Annotated in this window: 13 protein-coding genes and 3 tRNA genes; 8 read left to right on the forward strand and 8 right to left on the reverse strand. The window is 65.5% G+C overall.

Annotated features, from left to right (window positions below):
• Window positions 1-55: 55 nt before the first annotated feature.
• Window positions 56-1,363: an NAD(P)/FAD-dependent oxidoreductase gene (locus tag AC1RB9_RS23610; protein ID WP_003112837.1), complete on the forward strand. Its 1,308-nt coding sequence runs from the start codon at window positions 56-58 to the stop codon at window positions 1,361-1,363.
• A 39-nt stretch (window positions 1,364-1,402) separates the two neighbouring features.
• Here AC1RB9_RS23610 and zapE read toward each other — a convergent pair whose 3' ends face one another.
• Window positions 1,403-2,494: a cell division protein ZapE gene (gene zapE, locus AC1RB9_RS23615; RefSeq protein WP_049284759.1), complete on the reverse strand. Its 1,092-nt coding sequence runs from the start codon at window positions 2,492-2,494 to the stop codon at window positions 1,403-1,405.
• A gap of 547 nt (window positions 2,495-3,041) precedes the next feature.
• Between zapE and AC1RB9_RS23620 the strand changes: the two genes are divergently transcribed.
• Together AC1RB9_RS23620 and tpsA4 are read left to right on the forward strand one after the other, a co-directional pair.
• Complete coding sequence (locus AC1RB9_RS23620; RefSeq protein ID WP_025324684.1) at window positions 3,042-4,679, forward strand: ShlB/FhaC/HecB family hemolysin secretion/activation protein; 1,638 nt, start codon at window positions 3,042-3,044, stop codon at window positions 4,677-4,679.
• Window positions 4,680-4,727: 48 nt separating this feature from the next.
• The gene (gene tpsA4, locus AC1RB9_RS23625; protein ID WP_003455748.1) at window positions 4,728-8,927 is read left to right on the forward strand and encodes a two-partner secretion system exoprotein TpsA4; all 4,200 of its coding nucleotides are present in this window, start codon (window positions 4,728-4,730) and stop codon (window positions 8,925-8,927) included.
• A gap of 229 nt (window positions 8,928-9,156) precedes the next feature.
• On the opposite strand, the gene AC1RB9_RS23630 is transcribed toward tpsA4, so the two are convergent.
• The 6 genes from AC1RB9_RS23630 to rluD all read right to left on the reverse strand — a co-directional run bounded on the left by AC1RB9_RS23630 (window position 9,157) and on the right by rluD (window position 14,046).
• Window positions 9,157-9,232: transfer RNA gene (locus tag AC1RB9_RS23630), tRNA-Lys, on the reverse strand.
• Between the two features lie 10 nt (window positions 9,233-9,242).
• Window positions 9,243-9,319: transfer RNA gene (locus AC1RB9_RS23635), tRNA-Pro, on the reverse strand.
• Window positions 9,320-9,328: 9 nt separating this feature from the next.
• A tRNA-Asn gene (locus tag AC1RB9_RS23640) sits at window positions 9,329-9,404 on the reverse strand.
• Between the two features lie 234 nt (window positions 9,405-9,638).
• Window positions 9,639-12,203 (reverse strand): ATP-dependent chaperone ClpB, encoded by a 2,565-nt coding sequence (gene clpB, locus AC1RB9_RS23645; protein WP_003094682.1) that lies wholly within the window; start codon window positions 12,201-12,203, stop codon window positions 9,639-9,641.
• Between the two features lie 155 nt (window positions 12,204-12,358).
• Window positions 12,359-13,087, reverse strand: a complete 729-nt coding sequence (gene pgeF / locus AC1RB9_RS23650; RefSeq protein WP_003102588.1) for a peptidoglycan editing factor PgeF — start codon at window positions 13,085-13,087, stop codon at window positions 12,359-12,361.
• The gene (gene rluD / locus AC1RB9_RS23655; protein WP_003094686.1) at window positions 13,084-14,046 is read right to left on the reverse strand and encodes a 23S rRNA pseudouridine(1911/1915/1917) synthase RluD; all 963 of its coding nucleotides are present in this window, start codon (window positions 14,044-14,046) and stop codon (window positions 13,084-13,086) included. Before rluD ends, pgeF begins: the two co-directional genes overlap by 4 nt.
• A 145-nt stretch (window positions 14,047-14,191) precedes the next feature.
• Here rluD and AC1RB9_RS23660 point away from each other — a divergent pair, with 145 nt between their 5' ends.
• The 4 genes from AC1RB9_RS23660 to pilR all read left to right on the forward strand — a co-directional run bounded on the left by AC1RB9_RS23660 (window position 14,192) and on the right by pilR (window position 18,553).
• A complete protein-coding gene (locus AC1RB9_RS23660) occupies window positions 14,192-15,217 on the forward strand; it encodes an outer membrane protein assembly factor BamD (RefSeq protein ID WP_003102590.1) in 1,026 nt (341 codons plus the stop codon).
• 156 nt (window positions 15,218-15,373) lie between these two features.
• Window positions 15,374-15,619 (forward strand): PP0621 family protein, encoded by a 246-nt coding sequence (locus AC1RB9_RS23665; protein WP_003102591.1) that lies wholly within the window; start codon window positions 15,374-15,376, stop codon window positions 15,617-15,619.
• Window positions 15,609-17,201, forward strand: coding sequence for a two-component system sensor histidine kinase PilS (gene pilS / locus AC1RB9_RS23670; protein ID WP_003123394.1), 1,593 nt, complete (start codon window positions 15,609-15,611; stop codon window positions 17,199-17,201). The genes AC1RB9_RS23665 and pilS overlap by 11 nt, the downstream gene beginning before the upstream one ends.
• A gap of 14 nt (window positions 17,202-17,215) precedes the next feature.
• Window positions 17,216-18,553: a two-component system response regulator PilR gene (gene pilR, locus AC1RB9_RS23675; protein WP_003094694.1), complete on the forward strand. Its 1,338-nt coding sequence runs from the start codon at window positions 17,216-17,218 to the stop codon at window positions 18,551-18,553.
• A 45-nt stretch (window positions 18,554-18,598) separates the two neighbouring features.
• On the opposite strand, the gene thiO is transcribed toward pilR, so the two are convergent.
• Window positions 18,599-19,693: a glycine oxidase ThiO gene (thiO, locus tag AC1RB9_RS23680; protein WP_003119424.1), complete on the reverse strand. Its 1,095-nt coding sequence runs from the start codon at window positions 19,691-19,693 to the stop codon at window positions 18,599-18,601.
• Between the two features lie 134 nt (window positions 19,694-19,827).
• On the opposite strand from thiO, the gene AC1RB9_RS23685 reads away from it, so the two are divergent.
• A complete protein-coding gene (locus AC1RB9_RS23685) occupies window positions 19,828-20,337 on the forward strand; it encodes a GspH/FimT family pseudopilin (RefSeq protein ID WP_003456737.1) in 510 nt (169 codons plus the stop codon).
• Window positions 20,338-20,376: the final 39 nt, after the last annotated feature.

Here is a 20,376-nt window from a genome sequence, read left to right on the forward strand (position 1 = left end):
GTCGAGCCACGCTCCCGACGACCGCCTCACGGAATTCCCACTATGAGATATCCACATGTCCCATCGCATCGTGATCGTCGGCGGCGGCGCCGGCGGGCTGGAGCTCGCCACCCGTCTCGGCCGCACCCTGGGTAAACGCGGCAAGGCCCAGGTCACCCTGGTCGACGCCAACCTCACCCACATCTGGAAACCCCTGCTGCACGAAGTCGCTGCCGGCTCGCTCAATTCCTCCGAGGACGAGCTGAACTACGTCGCCCAGGCGAAGTGGAACCACTTCGAATTCCAGCTCGGCCGCATGCAGGGCCTGGATCGCGCCGGCAAGCGGGTCCGCCTGGCCGCACTGGTGGACGAGAATGGCGTTGAACTGGTTCCCGAGCGCGACATCGCCTACGACACCCTGGTGATCGCTGTCGGCAGCACCACCAACGACTTCGGCACCGAGGGCGCTGCGGAACATTGCATTTTCCTCGATACCCGCGCCCAGGCCGAACGCTTCCACCGACAACTACTCGGCCAGTACCTGCGTGCGCATACCGGGCACGACGCGAACAACAACGCAGTGAGTATCGCCATCATCGGCGCCGGCGCCACCGGCGTCGAACTGGCTGCGGAACTGCACCACGCCGCGCAGATGCTGGCCGCCTACGGGCTCGACCGGATCCGCCCGGAAGACCTGCACATCAGCCTGGTCGAAGCCGGCCCGCGGGTGCTGCCGGCGCTGCCCGAGCGTATCAGCCAGCCGGTACACCAGACCCTGAGCAAGCTCGGCGTACGGGTGATGACAGGCTCCGCGGTGAGCAAGGTAGATGCGGACGGCCTCTGGACCGGCGACGGCGAATTCGTCCCGGCGACGCTCAAGGTGTGGGCGGCGGGCATCCGGGCTCCGGCCTTCCTCAAGGAACTCGACGGCCTGGAAAGCAACCGTATCAACCAACTGGTGGTCCGCCCGACCCTGCAGACCACCCGCGACGACGACATCTTCGCCTTCGGCGACTGCGCCGCCTGTCCCCAGCCGGCGCAACCGGGAGAGCAACCGCGCAACGTGCCGCCACGCGCCCAGGCCGCGCACCAGCAGGCCTCGCTGCTGGTGAAATCGCTGCGTGCCCGTCTCGAAGGCAAGCCGCTGGGCGAATATCACTACCGCGACTACGGTTCGCTGATCTCGCTGTCGCGCTTCAGCGCGGTCGGCAACCTGATGGGCAATCTGATGGGTAGCGTCATGCTCGAAGGCTGGCTGGCGCGGATGTTCTACGTATCGCTATACCGCATGCACCAGATGGCGTTGTACGGTCCGCTGCGCACCGCGATGCTGATGCTTAGCGGCCGCCTGCGCAGCACCGAGCCACGCCTCAAGCTGCACTGAGCCATTACGCCCCGTTTGCCGTCGGCGCGGGGCGTTCCTTCAACAGCGAAGCTGGCGCAACTGCGCCAGCCGACTGGCGGTACGCTGCATGTCCGCAGGCAGGTCGCTGCCCTCGACCAGGTCCGGCAGCGCCTTTTCGGCACTCAGGAAAAAACGCCGGTCATTGTCGTAAAGGACGTCGACGAGATTGATGAAGCGCTGCTGGGCGGCGACCGAACAGCGCGCCATCGGCGGTACGCCCTCCAGCACCCAGGTAGAGAAGCGTTCGCCGAGGGCAAGGTAGTCCATCACCGCGGTTGGCGCCTCGCAAAGGTCGGCGAAGGCGAACCACACCAGGTCGCCGCACACCGCGCGCGCCTGCAACGTCCTCGCGCCGCTTTGCAGGGTCACGCGTTGCGAGGGCTCGGGCGCGGACAAGCCCAGCTCGTCCAGGCAAGCGCATGAGGCTGGCCAGCAATACCCGCCGCTGGCATAACCGGAAGCGATCTCCTGCCGCGGCGAAATCGTCCGGTAGTCCCGGGCGCCGGCTACTTCCAGCACTTCCATGCGCGTCTCGATCAACCGGATCGCCGGCAGGAAGCGTTCGTGGTAGAGCGGATTGGGCAGCAGTTGCCGCGGCGCGTAGTTGGAGGTGCAGACCAGGGTGATCTTCCTGCGGAACAGCTCCCTGAACAGGCGTGTTATCAGCATCGCGTCGCCAATGTCGTGGACATGGAATTCGTCGAAGCAAAGCAGCCGGCAGTCTCCTAGCAGTTCGTCGAGCGCACCGCCCAGGGCATCGGGCCGCCCCTGGCGGCGGAACATACCGTCATGAAGCCGGCGAAAGAACGCATGGAAATGCGTCCGGCGCAGGCCCTGCAAATCGGCGCTGCGAAAGAAGCCATCCATCAGCCAGCTCTTGCCGCGCCCGACCGGCCCCCACAGGTAGAGGCTGCGCGGCGCTTGCCGGAATAGCGACGGACCTCGACGCAAGCGCTCCGCCAATCGATCGAGATGAAGAATGGCATTGCCCTGGGCTGCGTCCAGCACATAGCCGCGCCGTTGCGCCTCTTGGTGGAAATAGCGGGCTACGGGCGTTGTGGGCTTGGTGCCGGTCATGGGTGAACGCCACGAAAAAGAACCGAAAGACACACTCCGTTGATGCTCAGCCTGAGAGGGCCCTTAAACCGAGAACGGCATTCTAGCGCTGCGTCCTGCCCATGCTCCAGCCGCCAGACCGAACGGCGGGCGATAGTCGGACAGGCCCTTTGATCATGACCGCCACGGTCGCGATACGGAATCGCGCTCAGCCGCTACTTCCGCCCCACTGTTTCCGCCGCTTCCGCTGCCGAGCCCATTATCACCGGAGTTTTTCCTACAGCAGTCCTCCCAGTCCCCTACGAAAACCAAGAAGTTCTACCGGCCAAAGCCAGAAAACTACGATTGTCGCCGTTTCAGCCTCGCCTCAGGCTATCGCCCACTCGATTCTCCGCCTTGAAACCGATCGTTCTGCACATGCCTGCGGATATCGGCTTCTTTTCTCTGCAAGAACCGCGCTCCGGGCCGATTGACCATGCATCCAGCTTTTCCGCGTAACCAGGCTAGCCTTTCTTTCCCACCTCCCTCTCCAAAACCTTCCGGCAGTTCCACTTCGATTGTTCCATCCCTCAGGGCCGGACCGCTGCTCCGTACGGGCCTCATGGGAATGGCCATGTTGTCGTCCTGCCTTGCCAATGCCGCCCCGGATGCGGGGCAGGCGCTGCGTGACGTGGAAAGCCGACGCCTGAACCTGCCCGCGCCGGTGGAACTGGACGCCGAGCGCCCCAGCCCCGAGGACGGCGTATCACGGGCTGCCGAAGAGGGCGGCCCGACGGTGCTGGTCAAGCGCTTCCAACTCAGCGGCAACAGGCAGTTCGACGATCGATGCCTGCTGGCGCTCCTGCACGACCTGCCGGGCCAGGAACTCAATCTGAGCCAATTGCACGCCGCCGCCGCCCGCATCGGCGATTTCTATCAGGAAAAGGGATATGTGCTGGCGCGCGCCTTCCTCCCGGCACAGGAAATCCAGGATGGAACGGTACGCATCGAAGTGCTCGAGGGACGCTACGGCAGGATCGAACTGCACAACACGTCCCGAACGCTGGACCGCGTTCTACTCCGCCCCTTGAGCGCACTCGAACGAGATACCGCGGTCCAGGGCTCGGAGCTGGAGCGTGCGCTTCTGCTCCTGAGCGACATTCCCGGCCTCCAGGCCAAAGGCACCCTGCTGCCGGGCCAGGCGCAGGGAACCACGGACTTGCGCGTCGAGGCCCGCCCCGGCCCGCTGGTCGGCGGCAGGCTGGAGGCAGACAACTATGGCGGCCGCTACATGGGGGAATATCGCCTGGGAACCACCCTCGACTTCAACAGCCCGCTGCGACTGGGCGACCAGGCGAGACTGAGCCTGCTGGGCAGCGACCGGCACCAACGCTACTACCGTGCAGCCTATCAACTGCCCCTTGGTTCCCGAGGCACGCGCATCGGACTGGCCCACGCCGAGACGACCTATCGACTGGTACGCGATTTCTCGCGCCTGGACGCCCATGGCCGGGCCATTACCGACAGTCTGTTCGTCAGCCAGCCCCTGCTGCGTAGCCGCAGCTTAAGCCTGTCCACCCAGTTGCAATATGAAAACAAGCGACTTCGCGATGACCAGGAGCGTACCGGGAGGCATAGCCGCAAGGAGATCCGCCTGTGGACCGCCAGCATCAGCGGAAACGCCCAGGACCGCTTGTTCGGCGGTGGACAGAGCGGCTTCTCGCTGGCCTATGCCCACGGCCAGCTCGCCATCGACTCCGGCGAAGAGCGGCTGCTGGACCGCTACACCATCGGTACCGCCGGCAGCTTCGACAAGATCATGCTCAACGCCGTACGCCTGCAGCACCTGGGCGACCGCCTGCAGTTGTTCGCCCAACTCAACGCCCAGTGGAGCGGCGGCAACCTCGACAGCGCGGAACAGTTCGACATGGGCGGCCCCTACGGCGTTCGGGCGTTCCCCCTGGGCAGCTACAAGGGCTACGGCGACGAAGGCTGGCAAGCCAGTGCGGAGCTGCGCTACAGCCTGGCTCCGGGCTGGCAGCTGAGTTCGTTCGTCGACCAGGGCGCGGTGAAATTCCTCAAGCACCCCAACACCACGGAAGGCAATCGCAACCGCATGGCCGCCGTCGGCAGCGGCGCAACCTGGTACGGAACGGATCACCAGGTCAGCCTGACCGCCGCCTGGCCCCTGAGCCAGGAAAACAACATCGAGCCCGAGCGCACTCCCCGGCTGTGGTTGCAAGCGACCCGCTACTTCTGAGCAAGCTCCCGCCCGCCATGCCGGCGGGCCCCACTGAAAGGAAAAGCCATGAACAAGAGCTATACGCTGGTCTGGAACCAGGCCACAGGCTGTTGGAACGTCGCAAGCGAAGGTACCCGTCGGCGCAGCAAGAGCGGACGCGGCAAGGCGCTCGTAGTCGCCGGAGCGTCACTGCTCGGCCTGTTCTGCCAGGCCCCCGCCTTCGCCCTGCCCAGCGGCGCCACGGTCGTTTCAGGCGATGCCGGATTCCAGACATCCACCGATGGCCGGCATATGGTCATCGACCAGCAGAGCCACAAGCTGATCACCAATTGGAACGAGTTCAGCGTCCGTGCCGATGAGCGGGTCAGCTTCCACCAGCCGGGCCAGGACGCCGTCGCCCTGAACCGGGTGATCGGCCGCAACGGCAGCGATATCCAGGGGCGGATAGATGCCAACGGCAAGGTCTTCCTGGTCAATCCCAACGGCGTGGTCTTCGGCAAGTCCGCCCAGGTCAATGTAGGCGGCCTGGTGGCTTCCACCCTGGACCTGGCCGACAGGGACTTCCTCGCCGGCAACTACCAGTTCTCCGGCGACTCCGGCGCAACCGTAAGCAATGCCGGCAGCCTGCAAGCCAGCGAAGGCGGCAGCATCGCCCTGCTGGGCGCCCGGGTCAGCAACGACGGCGTGATCCAGGCGCAACTCGGCGACGTGGCCCTGGGCGCAGGCCAGGGCATCAACCTCAATTTCGACGGCGACGGCCTGCTCAACCTGCAGGTGGACAAGGGCTCGGTCGACGCTCTCGCACACAACGGCGGCCTCATCCGCGCCGATGGCGGCCAGGTGCTGATGAGCGCCCGCAGCGCCGACAGCCTGCTCAAGACCGTCGTCAACAACCAGGGCACTCTCGAGGCCAGGACGCTACGCAGCGCGGAAGGACGCATCGTCCTCGACGGCGGCGAACAGGGGACCGTGCGGGTGGCCGGCAAGCAGGACGCCAGCGCCATCGGCGGAGGCAATGGCGGCCTGGTGCTGAACCAGGGCGCGAACGTCGAGATACAGCGAACCGCGCAGGTGGACACCCATGCCGACCAGGGCGCAACCGGCACCTGGAGGATTCTCTCGCACGAGGTCAGCGTAGCCGCTGTCGGCCAGGCAAACGCTGCCGGTGATGGTTCCGGCCAGGTCCATGTAGCGCAGGGCCCAGCCGGGGCCAATGCGTCCGATAGCAACGGCGTGACCATCGTTCAGCAGCAGCCGGCCGTCGACCTCGCCGCCGGCGCCAACGGTACCTCCGCAGTGCAGAGCCAGAGCGGCGCCAACATCGGCTCGGGCGCCAATGGCATCAGCGTCGTGCAAAGCCAGAATGGCGCCAATATCGGCGCCGGCGCGAGTGGCATCAGCGTCGTGCAGAGCCAGAACAGCCCCAATATCGGCTCGGGCGTCAATGGCGTGACTGTCGTGCAGAGCCAGAACGGTGCCAATATCGGTTCTGGCGCAAGTGGCATCACCGTTGTGCAAAGCCAGAATGGCGCAAATATCGGTTCAGGCGCGAGTGGCATCAGCGTCGTGCAGAGCCAGAGCGGCCCCAGCATCGGCTCGGGCGTCAATGGCGTCACAATCGTGCAGAGCCAGAGCGGTGCCAACATCGGCCCCGGCGTCAGCGGAATCGATGTCGTCCAGACCCAGACTCTCCCCAACCTGAGCCCAGGCGCCAATGGCTCCAGCATCGTCCAGGTCCAGACGCTACCCGATATCGCCGCCGACGCCGGCAATGTGCATGTCGTGCAGGTCCAGACCGGCGGTAACAAGGTCTTCGGCAACTCCGCCACCAACGTCAGGTCACGTACCGTTCAGGCCCGGAGCAACGAGAATGTCGGTTCCGGCCTGGCGAATCCAAGCAGCGCGGGAAAAGGCCCGACGTTGCATGCCGATACCCTGGCCCGCAACCTTTCCACAAGCAACGTCGAAGTGGTCGCCACCCGGGGCAACGCGCATGTCGGCGCGCCGCTGTCCTGGGACAGCGGCAACGGCCTGACGCTAACAGCCGAGCGCGGGGACCTCAGGATCAATGGCGCGCTGACGGCCCAGGGGGAAAACGCCAGCCTTACTCTCAATGCCGGGCAGCGCCCTCTCCGTATCGACGACAGCCTCTCTCTCACTGGCCAGGGAGCCCGGGTCGAATTCAATTCGGACAAGGGTTATGCCCTGGCCGAAGGCACCCGGATCACCCTGTCCGGCAAGAACGCAGGATTCCGCGCCAATGGGCGGGACTACAGCGTGATCCAGGACCTGCAGCAGTTGCGCGGCATCGATAGGGACCTGGGCGGCAGCTATGTCCTCGGCAATCGAATCGCAGGCGGCAACTCCAGCTTCCTGTCGATAGGCAACGCGAGCGCCTTCGGCGGTACCTTCGACGGCCTGGGCAACACCATCGATAATCTCGCCGTCTACGGCACCGGCGCCTACTCCGGCCTGTTCAGCGTCAACCGGGGCACCCTCCGCAACCTGAACCTGGAACGCATTTCCGCCGATGGAGCACAGGCCACCCACTACAACGTCCAGGTCGGTAGCCTGGCCGCCGTCAACCTCGGTCGCATCGACAATGTGAACGCCAGCGACATCCGTATCGCCGCGGCCTCGAAGCTGAACAGCCTCGGCGGGCTGGTCGCACTGAACCTGGGCAGTATCGACAACGCCAGCGCCAGCGGCACGCTGGTCGGCAACCGCCACACCTATGCTCTGGGCGGACTCGCAGCCGAAAACATCAGCACAGCCAGGGGCGTGGCCAGCATCTCCAACAGCCGGGCCGATTTTGCCATCTCCGGCCAGTTGAAGGACCATGCCAGCCACTACGGCGCGGGGGGCCTGGTAGGCAGGAACCGCGGCGGCCTCATCCGCAGCAGCGGCAGTCAGGGAACGCTGTCGCTGAGCGGTCACGGAATGAACCTGGGAGGACTGGTCGGATACAGCTCCGCCGGCGGACTGGCGGACGTATCCGCCTCCGTCGACGTCTCAGGCAACGGACAGCACGGCCTGTACGGAGGGCTCATCGGCCTCAACGTAAACAGTGGTATCGCCCACGCCACGGCCAGCGGCAAGGTCCGGGGCACAGACGCGGAAGCACTGGGCGGGCTGATCGGCCGGAACCTGAACGCGGCCATCAACAACGCCAGCGCCCATGGCGATGTCAGCCTGCAAGACGGTCGCTACCTGGGAGGCCTGATCGGCCACAACCAGGCAGGCAATCTGGCCAACGTCAGTGCCAGCGGCAACCTGAGTGGTGGGTCGCTGCTCCAGGCCGGCGGCCTGATCGGTCTCAACGCCAATGCCTCGCTGGTCAATGCCTCCGCCAAGGGCAATGTCGCTACCCGCGGAGCAGAAGCGGTTGGCGGTCTGCTCGGAGAAAACCTGTACGGCTCCGTCATCAACGGCTCCGCCAGTGGCGAAGTCACCGACGGCAGCGGCAAAACCCTGGGTGGCCTGATAGGGTCCAACCTCGGCGGCAATCATTCCAACCTGAAGGCCTCCGGGTGGGTAAACGCAGGGGCGAACAGTGACGTGGGAGGGCTGATCGGCCACAACCGGGGCGGCAACCACAGCACCCTGGCGGCATCCGGCAATGTCACCGGGGGCAAGGGCAGTCGCGTCGGCGGACTCGTCGGCTATAACGATGCCGCCTCGCTGACGAACGTCTCGGCTTCGGGCAACGTCAGCGCCAGTGGTTCCAGGGCCATCGGCGGGTTGATCGGCAGTGACCTGCGAGGTTCGCTGATGCTCGCCAGCAGTCATGGAATCGTGAACGACAAGACCGGCCACAACCTGGGAGGGTTGGTCGGCCGCGGTGAAAACACCTCGATCCGCTCCGCCAAGGCCAGCGGTGCGGTGAGCGGAGGCGCCGGGATCAGGGCCGGCGGACTGGTCGGCTCCCTGGAGGGCTGGCAGGCTCTCATCCTGGGGGCCTCGGCCGGCGGCGATGTGACGGCGGGCTACGATAGCTATATTGGCGGGCTGGTGGGCTTCAGCACCGCCACCATCAGCGGCGCTTCCGCTTCCGGCAAGGTCGGAGGCTCGGGTCTGCTGGGCGGCCTGGTCGCCTGGAACCAGGGGAATGTCATGGGTTCTTCGGCCAGCGGCAGGCTGGAGCCACAAATCCCCAACCAGATCCATGGCGGACTGATCGGCATCAATTTTGGCTGGCAGTCCTGGAACTCGGTATACGGGGCTGCGGCGACCGTTCCAATGATAGGTCGCCACTACAACCTGTGAATCGATTCTCCCGGTACCCGTACCGGGAGGCTTCCTGTTCGATGGAGCGGCCGGGCCTCAGGGCCCGCCGCCTCCAGACGCTCGATGAATGCCATGCGGGAAGGCCAGGCGTCGGAGAAACAGGGCTGGAAGAGCGGCCCCTCCTCCTTCCCACAGGCCAGCATTCGGAAAATAAGGGTACAGAAACGAAAAAGCCCACCTTCGCAGGTGGGCTTTTTCGTCTTGAATATGGTGGGTCGTGTAGGATTCGAACCTACGACCAATTGGTTAAAAGCCAACTGCTCTACCGACTGAGCTAACGACCCAAGTATGAGGTGGTCGGGGTAGAGAGATTCGAACTCCCGACATCCTGCTCCCAAAGCAGGCGCGCTACCGGACTGCGCTATACCCCGATTGGAAGTTGGCTCCGCGACCTGGACTCGAACCAGGGACCCAATGATTAACAGTCATTTGCTCTACCGACTGAGCTATCGCGGAACGTCTTTCTTCCAACCCTGGACGCTTCCGGTGTTGCTGGATTCGCGTCTCAGAGGCGCGCCATTTTACGGATGCGCGCGGGCATGTCAACCCTCTGATCCAAAAAGTTTTTCTTCTTTTTCCACGAGCGGCAAAACGGCCCTTCCACTGCATGCGGCAGCGCTCTCGCTCCTACCGGACGCCCATGAAAAAGCCCCGCCGAAGCGGGGCTTTCCCTGTCCGTCCACGAAGAGGTCAGGCGAAGACGATCTCGTCGCCTTCCACCTTCGCCGAGATACTGGCACCCGGCGCGAATTTGCCGGCCAGGATCAGTTGCGCCAGCGGGTTCTCGATCCAGCGCTGGATGGCCCGCTTCAGCGGGCGTGCGCCATAGACCGGGTCGAAGCCGACGGCGATCAGCTTGTCCAGCGCCTCCTGGCTCAGTTCCAGGCTCAGCTCGCGCTCGGCCAGGCGCTTGCGCAGGCGACCGAGCTGGATCTCGGCGATGCCGGCGATCTGCTCGCGAGCCAGCGGCTCGAATACCACCACTTCGTCGATCCGGTTGATGAATTCCGGACGGAAGTGTGCATTGACCGCGTCCATCACTGCGGCACGTTGCGCCTCGCGGTCGCCGGCCAGCTCCTGGATCTGTGCCGAACCGAGGTTGGAGGTCATCACCACCACGGTGTTGCGGAAGTCCACCGTACGCCCGTGACTGTCGGTCAGGCGTCCGTCCTCGAGCACCTGGAGGAGAATGTTGAATACATCCGGATGGGCCTTCTCCACCTCGTCCAGCAGCACCACCGAGTAGGGCTTGCGGCGGATCGCCTCGGTCAGGTAGCCGCCTTCCTCAAAGCCGACGTAGCCCGGAGGCGCGCCGATCAGGCGGGCCACCGAGTGTTTCTCCATGAACTCGGACATATCGATCCGCACCAGCGCCTCCTCGGTATCGAAGAGGAACTCGGCCAGCGCCTTGCACAACTCGGTCTTGCCCACCCCGGTCGGGCCGAGGAAGAGGAACGAGCCGCTCGGCCGGTTCGGATCGGCGAGGCCGGCGCGCGAACGGCGCACGGCGTTGGACACGGCGACTACCGCCTCGTCCTGGCCGATCACTCGCCGATGCAGCTCCTGCTCCATGCGCAGCAGCTTCTCGCGCTCGCCCTCGAGCATCTTCGACACCGGGATACCGGTCCACTTGGAAACCACTTCGGCGATTTCCTCGTCGGTCACCTTGTTGCGCAGCAACTGGTTCTCGGTCTTGCCGTGCTGGTCGACCATCTGCAGGCTGCGTTCCAGGTCCGGGATGGTCTGGTACTGGATGCGCGCCATGCTCTCGAGGTCGCCCTTGCGCCGCGCCGCCTCCATCTCCTGCTTGGCCTGCTCGATCTTCTGCTGGATCTGCGCCGAGCCCTGCACCTCGGCCTTCTCGGACTTCCAGATCTCCTCGAGGTCGGCGTATTCGCGCTCGAGCTTGACGATATCCTCCTCCAGCTTGGCCAGGCGCTTCCTGGTGGCTTCGTCGTCTTCCTTCTTCAGCGCCTCGCGCTCGATCTTCAGCTGGATCAGGCGACGGTCGAGACGATCCAGTTCCTCCGGCTTGGAGTCGATCTCCATGCGGATGCGACTGGCGGCCTCGTCGATCAGGTCGATGGCCTTGTCCGGCAGTTGCCGATCGGTGATGTAGCGGTGCGACAGCTTGGCCGCGGCGATGATCGCGCCGTCAGTGATGCTCACCCCATGGTGCACTTCATAGCGTTCCTTGAGACCACGGAGGATGGCGATGGTGTCTTCCTCGCTCGGTTCGTCCACCAGCACCTTCTGGAAGCGGCGCTCCAGCGCGGCATCCTTCTCGATGTACTGGCGATACTCGTCGAGGGTAGTAGCACCGACGCAGTGCAGCTCGCCGCGCGCCAGAGCCGGCTTGAGCATGTTGCCGGCGTCCATGGCACCTTCCGCCTTGCCGGCACCGACCATGGTGTGCAGTTCGTCGATGAACAGGATGACCCGGCCTTCCTGCTTGCCCAGTTCGTTGAGGACTGCCTTCAGGCGTTCCTCGAACTCGCCGCGGAACTTGGCACCGGCGATCAGCGCCCCCATGTCCAGGGCCAGCAGGCGCTTGTCCTTGAGGCCGTCCGGCACTTCGCCGTTGATGATGCGCTGGGCCAGGCCCTCGACGATGGCGGTCTTGCCGACGCCGGGTTCGCCGATCAGCACCGGGTTGTTCTTGGTCCGCCGCTGCAGGACCTGGATGGTCCGGCGGATCTCGTCGTCGCGACCGATCACCGGGTCGAGCTTGCCTTCCTCGGCGCGCTTGGTCATGTCGACGGTGTACTTGTCCAGCGCCTGGCGCGACTCCTCGACGTTCGGGTCGTTCACCGCTTCGCCGCCACGCAGGTTGGCCACGGCATTCTCCAGCGCCTTGCGCGACACGCCCTGGCCGAGCAGCAGCTTGCCGAGCCTGGTGTTCTCGTCCATCGCGGCCAGCAATACCAGCTCGCTGGAGATGAACTGGTCGCCCTTCTGCTGGGCCAGGCGGTCAGCCTGGTTGAGCAGGCGTGCGAGATCCTGGGACAGGTTCACGTCGCCGGTCGGGCTCTGGATCTTCGGCAGCGCGTCGAGTTCTTTGTTGAGGCCGCTGCGCAGGGCGGCGATATCGAAGCCGACCTGCATCAGCAGGGGCTTGATCGAACCGCCTTGCTGCTCGAGCAGGGCGGAAAGCAGGTGCACCGGCTCGATGGCCGGATGGTCATGGCCAACGGCCAGGGACTGGGCGTCGGAGAGCGCCAGTTGCAGCTTGCTGGTCAAACGGTCTATTCGCATGGGTCGTCCTTCCTTCTATAGAGCGGGCCGGAACGATGGGTGTCCCTGATGAAGAAAAGCCCGCCGAGATGACTCAGTAGATAAGGGCGATTTTCCGCGGTTCAAGCGACCGGACCGTGACATCGGTCAGTTGCCGCCGGATAACCTGCGCGGGCCTAGTCCTGGAGCCAGACCAGGCTGGCAAAACGGCCGGTACGCGACGAGCGGCGGTAGGAATAGAAGCGCGCGGTATCGCTGAAGGTGCAGAAGCCACCGCCATGCACGGCGGTGACGCCATGGGCGCCCAGGCGGATCCGCGCGAGTCGGTAGATGTCGGCCATGAAGCGGCCCGGATTGGCGCTAGGTACGAAAGCCGAGCGCGCCTCGGCGTGCGCAGCGACGAATGCATCGCGGACCTCGCCGCCGACCTCGAAGGCCTGCGGGCCGATCGCCGGCCCCAGCCAGACCAGCAGTTCGTCGCCGGGCACGCCCAGGCTGTCCACCGTCGCCTCCAGCACGCCCGCCGCCAGCCCGCGCCAGCCGGCATGGGCCGCCGCCACGCGGGTGCCCGAGCGGTCGCAGAACAACGCCGGCAGGCAGTCGGCGGTCATGATCGTACAGGCGACGCCCGGCATCGCGCTCCAGCTGGCGTCGGCCCTGAGCACCCGGCTCGGGTCGGCCTCCACCACCGTCACTCCGTGCACCTGGTCCAACCAGCTCGGCCGGCATTCCAGACGCTCGGTCAGGCGTCGGCGGTTTTCTTCCACGGCGCGCGGATCGTCGTCGACGTGGGCGCCAAGGTTCAGACTGTCGAAGGGTGCCTGGCTGACCCCGCCACTGCGCGTGGTCACGCAGGCCCGCACACGGGCCGGCGCCGGCCAGTCGGGGGTCAGCCAGGCGTTCATCCGACGAACGCCTCGCGATCCTGGCGCAACAGGCTGAGCAGCCAGAGGAAGTCTTCCGGCAGCGGCGACTCCCACTTCATGCGCACGCCGGTGGCCGGGTGATCCAGTTCGAGGAAGCGCGCGTGCAGCGCCTGCCGGGGGAACTCGCGAAGAGTCTGGACCAGGGTCTGGCTGGCCACCGGGGGAATCCTGAAGCGCCCACCGTAGACCGGATCGCCGACCAGGGGATAGCCGATATGGCTCATGTGCACGCGGATCTGGTGGGTACGCCCGGTCTCCAGCTTGACCCGGGTATGGGTGTGCGCACGGAAGCGTTCCAGCACGCGGTAATGGCTGACCGCCACCTTGCCGGCGTCGACCACCGCCATCTTCTGCCGCTGCACGCCATGCCGTCCGATCGGCGCATCGATGGTGCCGCCGGAGGTGATCACGCCGATCACGATCGCCTCGTAGATGCGGCTGACCGACCGTGCCTGCAGTTGCGCCACCAGCTTGGTGTGGGCCTCCAGCGTCTTGGCCACCACCATCAGGCCGGTCGTGTCCTTGTCCAGGCGGTGGACGATCCCGGCGCGCGGCACATTGGCGATGTCCGGGACATGGTAGAGCAAGGCATTCAGCAGGGTGCCGTCCTGATGGCCGGCAGCCGGATGGACCACCAGGCCGGCGGGCTTGTCGATCACCAGGATGTGCTCGTCCTCGTAGACGATTTCCAGCTCGATGTCCTGTGCGAGCCACTCGCCCTGGGCTTCCTGCTCGGCCTCCAGGACGAGTTGCGCGCCGCTGTGGACGATGTCGCGCGGGCGCAGCACGGCGCCGTCGACGGTCAGGCGTCCGTCCTTGATCCAGCCGGCCAGACGGGAGCGGGAGTGTTCGGGAAAAAGCTGGGCGGCGATCTGGTCGAGACGCTGGCCACCCAGCTCGAACGGCACCTCGGCCGCGCGTTGAATCATATCGGACATGAGTAGGAGACGATGCTCAGCGCGGCTTTTGGAATCGGCTACGCGCTGTGGTTAAATACGGGGTCTTTGTCCCAGGGGGTGCCTGGGGCGCCAATCATAACAGACGGTTGAGGCCAAGCCGACCGTCCCAGGGACGCAAGCCGCCATGCAAGTGAAACACCTGCTGCTGATCGCCATCCTCGCCCTCACCGCAGCCTGCTCCTCGAACAAGGAGACTGTCGACGAGAACCTGAGCGAGAGCCAGCTGTACCAGCAGGCGCAGGACGACCTCAACAACAAGAGCTACAACAGCGCCGTCACCAAGCTGAAAGCCCTCGAATCGCGCTATCCCTTCGGCCGCTACGCCGAGCAGGCCCAGCTCGAGCTGATCTACGCCAACTACAAGAACATGGAGCCCGAAGCCGCCCGCGCCGCCGCCGAACGCTTCATCCGCCTGCATCCGCAGCACCCCAACGTCGACTACGCCTACTACCTCAAGGGCCTGTCCTCCTTCGACCAGGACCGCGGCCTGCTGGCGCGCTTCCTGCCGCTGGACATGACCAAGCGCGACCCGGGTGCCGCCCGCGACTCCTTCAACGAGTTCGCCCAGCTCACCAGCCGCTTCCCCAACAGCCGCTACGCCCCGGACGCCAAGGCGCGCATGGTGTACCTGCGCAACCTGCTGGCGGCCTACGAAGTGCACGTCGGCCACTACTACCTGAAGCGCCAGGCCTATGTCGCCGCCGCCAACCGCGGTCGCTACGTGGTGGAGAACTTCCAGGAAACCCCGGCCGTCGGCGATGGCCTGGCGATCATGGTCGAAGCCTACCGTCGCCTGGGTCTCGACGACCTGGCCAGCACCAGCCTGGAAACCCTCAAGCTCAACTATCCGGATAACGCCAGCCTCAAGGATGGCGAGTTCGTCGCCCGCGAAAGCGAGGCCGACACCCGCTCCTGGCTGGCCAAGGCCACCCTGGGCCTGATCGAAGGCGGCGAGCCGCCGCCGCACATGGAAACCCAGGCCGCCAAGGACGTGATCAAGCAGTACGAGGATGCCGAGCGGGAGATCCCCGCCGAACTGAAGCCGGAAAACCAGGATCACAGCGCCGACGACGAGAAGCCGGAGAGCGATGACGACGAAGACTCCGGCCGCTCCTGGTGGAGCTACATGACCTTCGGTCTCTTCGACTGATCGCACGAAACACCGAAGGGAGGCGCAGGCCTCCCTTCTTTTTGCCCGCCGCCATGCCTCTCCCAGCGCCAAACGCCGCACAGCCTGGACCTTCCCGGCTGGGATCGAGCCGGCGGCTTGGCTAAACTGCAGCTTTCTCCAGCCTCCGAGATCACCATGGGCCTTTTCCGCCTCCTGTTCTGGATCGCCCTGATCGCCATCGCGTTCTGGCTCTGGCGTCGCTTTACCCGTCCCACTCCGCGCCAGCAGCAACGTCCGCAGGACGAGCCGAGCGCATCGCCGATGGTCCGCTGCGCCCATTGCGGCGTCCACGTGCCGCAGGCCAACGCCCTCGCCCACGAACAACGCTGGTATTGCAGCCAGGCGCACCTGCGCCAGGACCAGGGCGACCGTGCGCGCTGAACGGCTACGGCTGAGCGAGGAGCAGGGGCAACGCATCCTCCGTCTGTACCACCTGTACCGCCTGACCATCGGCCTGGTACTGGTCCTGCTGATCTCCAGCGAACTGGAAGATCAGGTCCTCAAGCTCGTCCACCCTGAACTGTTCCATGTCGGCAGTTGGTGCTACCTGGTCTTCAACATCCTGGTCGCGCTGTTCCTGCCGCCGTCACGGCAATTGCTGCCGATCTTCATCCTCGCGCTCACCGACGTGCTGATGCTTTGCGGCCTGTTCTACGCAGGTGGCGGCGTACCCAGCGGCATCGGCAGCCTGCTGGTGGTGGCGGTGGCCATTGCCAACATCCTGCTGCGCGGGCGCATCGGCCTGGTCATCGCGGCGGCGGCCAGCCTCGGTCTGCTCTACCTGACCTTCTTCCTCAGCCTGAGCAGTCCGGACGCCACCAACCACTACGTCCAGGCCGGCGGCCTCGGCACCCTGTGCTTCGCCGCCGCGCTGGTGATCCAGGCCCTGGTGCGGCGCCAGGAGCAGACCGAAACGCTGGCCGAAGAACGCGCCGAGACGGTCGCCAACCTGGAGGAACTCAACGCATTGATCCTGCAGCGCATGCGCACCGGCATCCTTGTGGTCGATAGCCGTCAGGCCATCCTCCTCGCCAACCAGGCCGCCCTCGGCCTGCTCAGGCAGGACGACGTGCAGGGCGCCAGCCTCGGCCGCCACAGCCCGATGCTGATGCACTGCATGAAGCAATGGCGCCTGAATCCCAGCCTCCGTCCGCCGACGCTCAAGGTGGTGCCGGATGGCCCGACGGTGCAACCCAGCTTTATCAGCCTCAACCGCGAAGACGACCAGCACGTGCTGATCTTCCTCGAAGACATTTCGCAGATCGCCCAGCAGGCGCAGCAGATGAAGCTGGCCGGTCTCGGCCGCCTGACCGCCGGCATCGCCCATGAGATCCGCAACCCGCTGGGCGCGATCAGCCACGCCGCCCAACTGCTGCAGGAGTCAGAGGAACTGGATGCCCCGGACCGACGCCTGACGCAGATCATCCAGGACCAGTCGAAGCGGATGAACCTGGTCATCGAGAACGTCCTGCAGCTCTCCCGTCGCCGCCAGGCCGAACCGCAGCAGCTCGACCTGAAGGAGTGGCTTCAGCGGTTCGTCGACGAATACCCCGGCAGGCTGCGCAACGACAGCCAACTGCACCTGCAGCTCGGTGCCGGCGACATCCAGACCCGCATGGACCCACATCAGTTGAACCAGGTGCTGAGCAACCTGGTGCAGAACGGTCTTCGCTACAGCGCCCAGGCGCACGGGCGCGGCCAGGTCTGGCTGAGCCTCGCGCGCGACCCGGAGAGCGACCTGCCGGTGCTGGAAATCATCGACGACGGTCCCGGCGTACCGGCGGACAAACTGAACAACCTGTTCGAACCCTTCTTTACTACAGAAAGCAAAGGCACCGGCCTGGGCCTCTATCTCTCCCGCGAGCTCTGCGAGAGCAACCAGGCACGGATCGACTACCGCAATCGCGAGGAAGGCGGCGGCTGCTTCCGCATCACCTTCGCCCACCCGCGCAAACTCAGCTGACGGAAGCCGCACGCATGAGCCGACAAAAAGCCCTGATCGTCGACGATGAACCGGATATCCGCGAACTGCTGGAAATCACTCTCGGCCGCATGAAGCTGGACACCCGCAGCGCCCGCAACGTCAAGGAAGCCCGCGAGTTGCTGGCCCGCGAGCCGTTCGACCTGTGCCTCACCGACATGCGCCTGCCGGACGGCAGCGGCCTCGATCTGGTCCAGTACATCCAGCAGCGCCATCCACAAACCCCGGTGGCCATGATCACCGCGTACGGCAGCCTGGACACCGCGATCCAGGCGCTCAAGGCCGGTGCCTTCGACTTCCTCACCAAACCGGTCGACCTCGGTCGCTTGCGGGAGCTGGTGGCAACCGCCCTGCGCTTGCGCAACCCGGAAGCCGAGGAAGCGCCGGTGGACAACCGCCTGCTCGGCGAGTCGCCGCCGATGCGCGCCCTGCGCAACCAGATCGGCAAGCTGGCGCGCAGCCAGGCGCCGGTCTACATCAGTGGCGAGTCCGGTAGCGGCAAGGAGCTGGTGGCGCGCCTGATCCACGAGCAGGGGCCACGTATCGAGCGGCCGTTCGTGCCGGTGAACTGCGGCGCGATTCCCTCCGAACTGATGGAAAGCGAGTTCTTCGGCCACAAGAAAGGCAGCTTCACTGGCGCTATCGAAGACAAGCAGGGCCTGTTCCAGGCCGCCAGCGGCGGCACCCTGTTCCTCGACGAAGTCGCCGACCTGCCGATGGCCATGCAGGTCAAACTGCTCCGGGCGATCCAGGAAAAGGCCGTGCGCGCGGTCGGCGGCCAGCAGGAGGTCGCCGTCGACGTGCGCATCCTCTGCGCCACCCACAAGGACCTCGCCGCCGAAGTCGGCGCCGGGCGCTTCCGCCAGGACCTCTACTACCGCCTCAACGTCATCGAGCTGCGCGTACCGCCGCTGCGCGAACGCCGCGAGGACATCCCGCTGCTCGCCGAACGCATCCTCAAGCGCCTGGCCGGCGACACCGGCCTGCCGGCCGCCAGGCTGACCGGCGACGCACAGGAGAAGCTGAAGAACTACCGCTTCCCGGGCAACGTCCGCGAGCTGGAAAACATGCTGGAGCGCGCCTACACCCTGTGCGAAGACGACCAGATCCAGCCTCACGACCTGCGCCTGGCCGATGCGCCGGGTGCCAGCCAGGAAGGCGCCGCGAGCCTGAGCGAAATAGACAACCTCGAGGACTACCTGGAAGACATCGAGCGCAAGCTGATCATGCAGGCGCTCGAGGAGACCCGCTGGAACCGCACCGCCGCGGCCCAGCGCCTGGGCCTGACGTTCCGCTCGATGCGCTACCGCCTGAAAAAGCTGGGCATCGACTGAAAGTGAAAAGGCCTGTCCGAAGACAGGCCTTTTGGTTTTCGCTCCTCAGAGGCGACCAGCCGGGGCGTAGGGGACCGGGTCGATGATCGGTTCCCGCCCGCTCATGAGATCCGCCAGCAGACGGCACGACGCCGGTGCCAGGACCAGCCCGTTGCGGTAGTGCCCGGTATTCAGCCAGAGCCCGTCGAAGCCAGGCACCGGACCGATATAGGGGATGCCTTCGGGAGAGCCCGGGCGCAACCCTGCCCAGTGGGCCACCGGCTGCATGTCCGCCAGTTCCGGCAACAGTTCTGCCGCAGACGCCCTGAGGCTTTCCAGCGCCTCGTCGGTCGGCGTCTTGTCGAAGCCCGAATGTTCCAAGGTGCTGCCGATCAGGATGTGGCCGTCGCGCCGCGGAATCGCGTAGCGCCCCTTGGCCAGCACCATGCGCGGCAGGAAATCCGCCGCGCACTTGTAGAGGATCATCTGCCCTTTCACCGGTACCACGGGCAGTTCCAGGCCAAGCGGCTTCAACAACTCGCCGCTCCAGGCGCCCGCCGCCAGCAGCACCTTGTCGCCACGGATCTCGCCACGCGAGGTCGCCACGCCGAGCACTCGATCGCCGTCGCGCAACCAGCCGCGCACCTCCGTCTGCTCATGCAGTTCGAGATTGGCGAATTGTTGCAGGGATGCCCGCAATGAGCGCGCCAGGCGAGGATTGCGCACATTGGCCACGCCCGACATGTAGACCGCCCGCTGGAAGCCGGCGCCCAGCCCGGGCACCGCCGCGTAGGCCTCCTCGATCGGTACTTCCTTCAACGGCCGGGTGTGCTTGCGTGCCCACTGCAGTGCCTCGGTCTGGTCGTCCAGGTCCAGCCAGTACAGGCCAACGGTATGGACCTCGGGATCGAGCCCGGTCTCGTCGAGCAAACGTTGCCCCAGGGCCGGGTAGAAGTCCTGCGACCAGTGCGCCAGGGCGGTCACCGCCGGGCTGTAGCGCCACGGATAGAGCGGCGAGACGATCCCGCCTCCCGCCCAGGATGCCTCACGCCCACTCTCGCCCCGCTCCACCAGGGTCACCCGCAGTCCGGCGAGCGCCAGCTCCCGGGCGGTCAACAGGCCGATGACGCCAGCGCCCACTACCACAACTCTTTCCGACACCAGGGCCTCCACGATCACACAGGGGTTGCAGAAAAGTCGGTCATACGCCTCATCCCGCAGCTGATTGAGGCAACGGGGAAAATCCGGCGAGATACGACCGTCGCGGAATGATACGAGCAAAAGGACCGCCTGCCATGGTCGAAAGGTCGCAGAGAGCGTTGACGCTCACCGAGCTGCTGTTTGCGCTGGTTCTGCTGGGAATACTGGGAAGCCTGGCGCTGCCCGGGATGGCAGCCTGGCTGGACGGCAATCGCGAGCGAAGTGTGTTGCACGAGCTGAGCGCGAGCATCCAGCTGGGCAGAACCCATGCCGTCGCCTACCAGCGCCCGGTGACGCTCTGTCCGTCGACCGATGGCCGTCACTGCGGCAGCGACTGGGGAGAGTGCTGGCTGCTTGCGGAAGACGGTGGGGAACGGCTTCTCGTGGGACGCGCGCTTGCAAAGAAGGAAAGGCTCCGCTGGAACCGTTCGAACCGCCTCAGGTTCCTCCCCAGCGGCCAGCTCAACATTCACAACGGGCGGTTTCTGCTCTGCGGAAGGCATACCGTTGCCTGGCAACTGATCCTCAACCGGCAGGGCCGGCTCCGTACCGCGAGCGCCAGGGAGAACCGGGAGAAACGTGAGCTATGCAGCACTTCCGGATGATCATGGACCAGTTGTCCTGCCCCACGGGCCGACCGTCAA

It is taken from the genome of Pseudomonas sp. 20-5 (genome assembly GCF_056782835.1).

Excerpts from the sequence above, each read along its gene's own strand:
- AC1RB9_RS23610 (WP_003112837.1), top strand. The coding sequence starts at position 56 with ATGTCCCATCGCATCGTGATCGTCGGCGGCGGCGCCGGCGGGCTGGAG.
- AC1RB9_RS23620 (WP_025324684.1), top strand. The coding sequence starts at position 3,042 with ATGGGAATGGCCATGTTGTCGTCCTGCCTTGCCAATGCCGCCCCGGAT.
- tpsA4 (WP_003455748.1), top strand. The coding sequence starts at position 4,728 with ATGAACAAGAGCTATACGCTGGTCTGGAACCAGGCCACAGGCTGTTGG.
- clpB (WP_003094682.1), bottom strand. The coding sequence starts at position 12,203 with ATGCGAATAGACCGTTTGACCAGCAAGCTGCAACTGGCGCTCTCCGAC.
- pgeF (WP_003102588.1), bottom strand. The coding sequence starts at position 13,087 with ATGAACGCCTGGCTGACCCCCGACTGGCCGGCGCCGGCCCGTGTGCGG.
- rluD (WP_003094686.1), bottom strand. The coding sequence starts at position 14,046 with ATGTCCGATATGATTCAACGCGCGGCCGAGGTGCCGTTCGAGCTGGGT.
- AC1RB9_RS23660 (WP_003102590.1), top strand. The coding sequence starts at position 14,192 with ATGCAAGTGAAACACCTGCTGCTGATCGCCATCCTCGCCCTCACCGCA.
- AC1RB9_RS23665 (WP_003102591.1), top strand. The coding sequence starts at position 15,374 with ATGGGCCTTTTCCGCCTCCTGTTCTGGATCGCCCTGATCGCCATCGCG.
- pilR (WP_003094694.1), top strand. The coding sequence starts at position 17,216 with ATGAGCCGACAAAAAGCCCTGATCGTCGACGATGAACCGGATATCCGC.
- AC1RB9_RS23685 (WP_003456737.1), top strand. The coding sequence starts at position 19,828 with ATGGTCGAAAGGTCGCAGAGAGCGTTGACGCTCACCGAGCTGCTGTTT.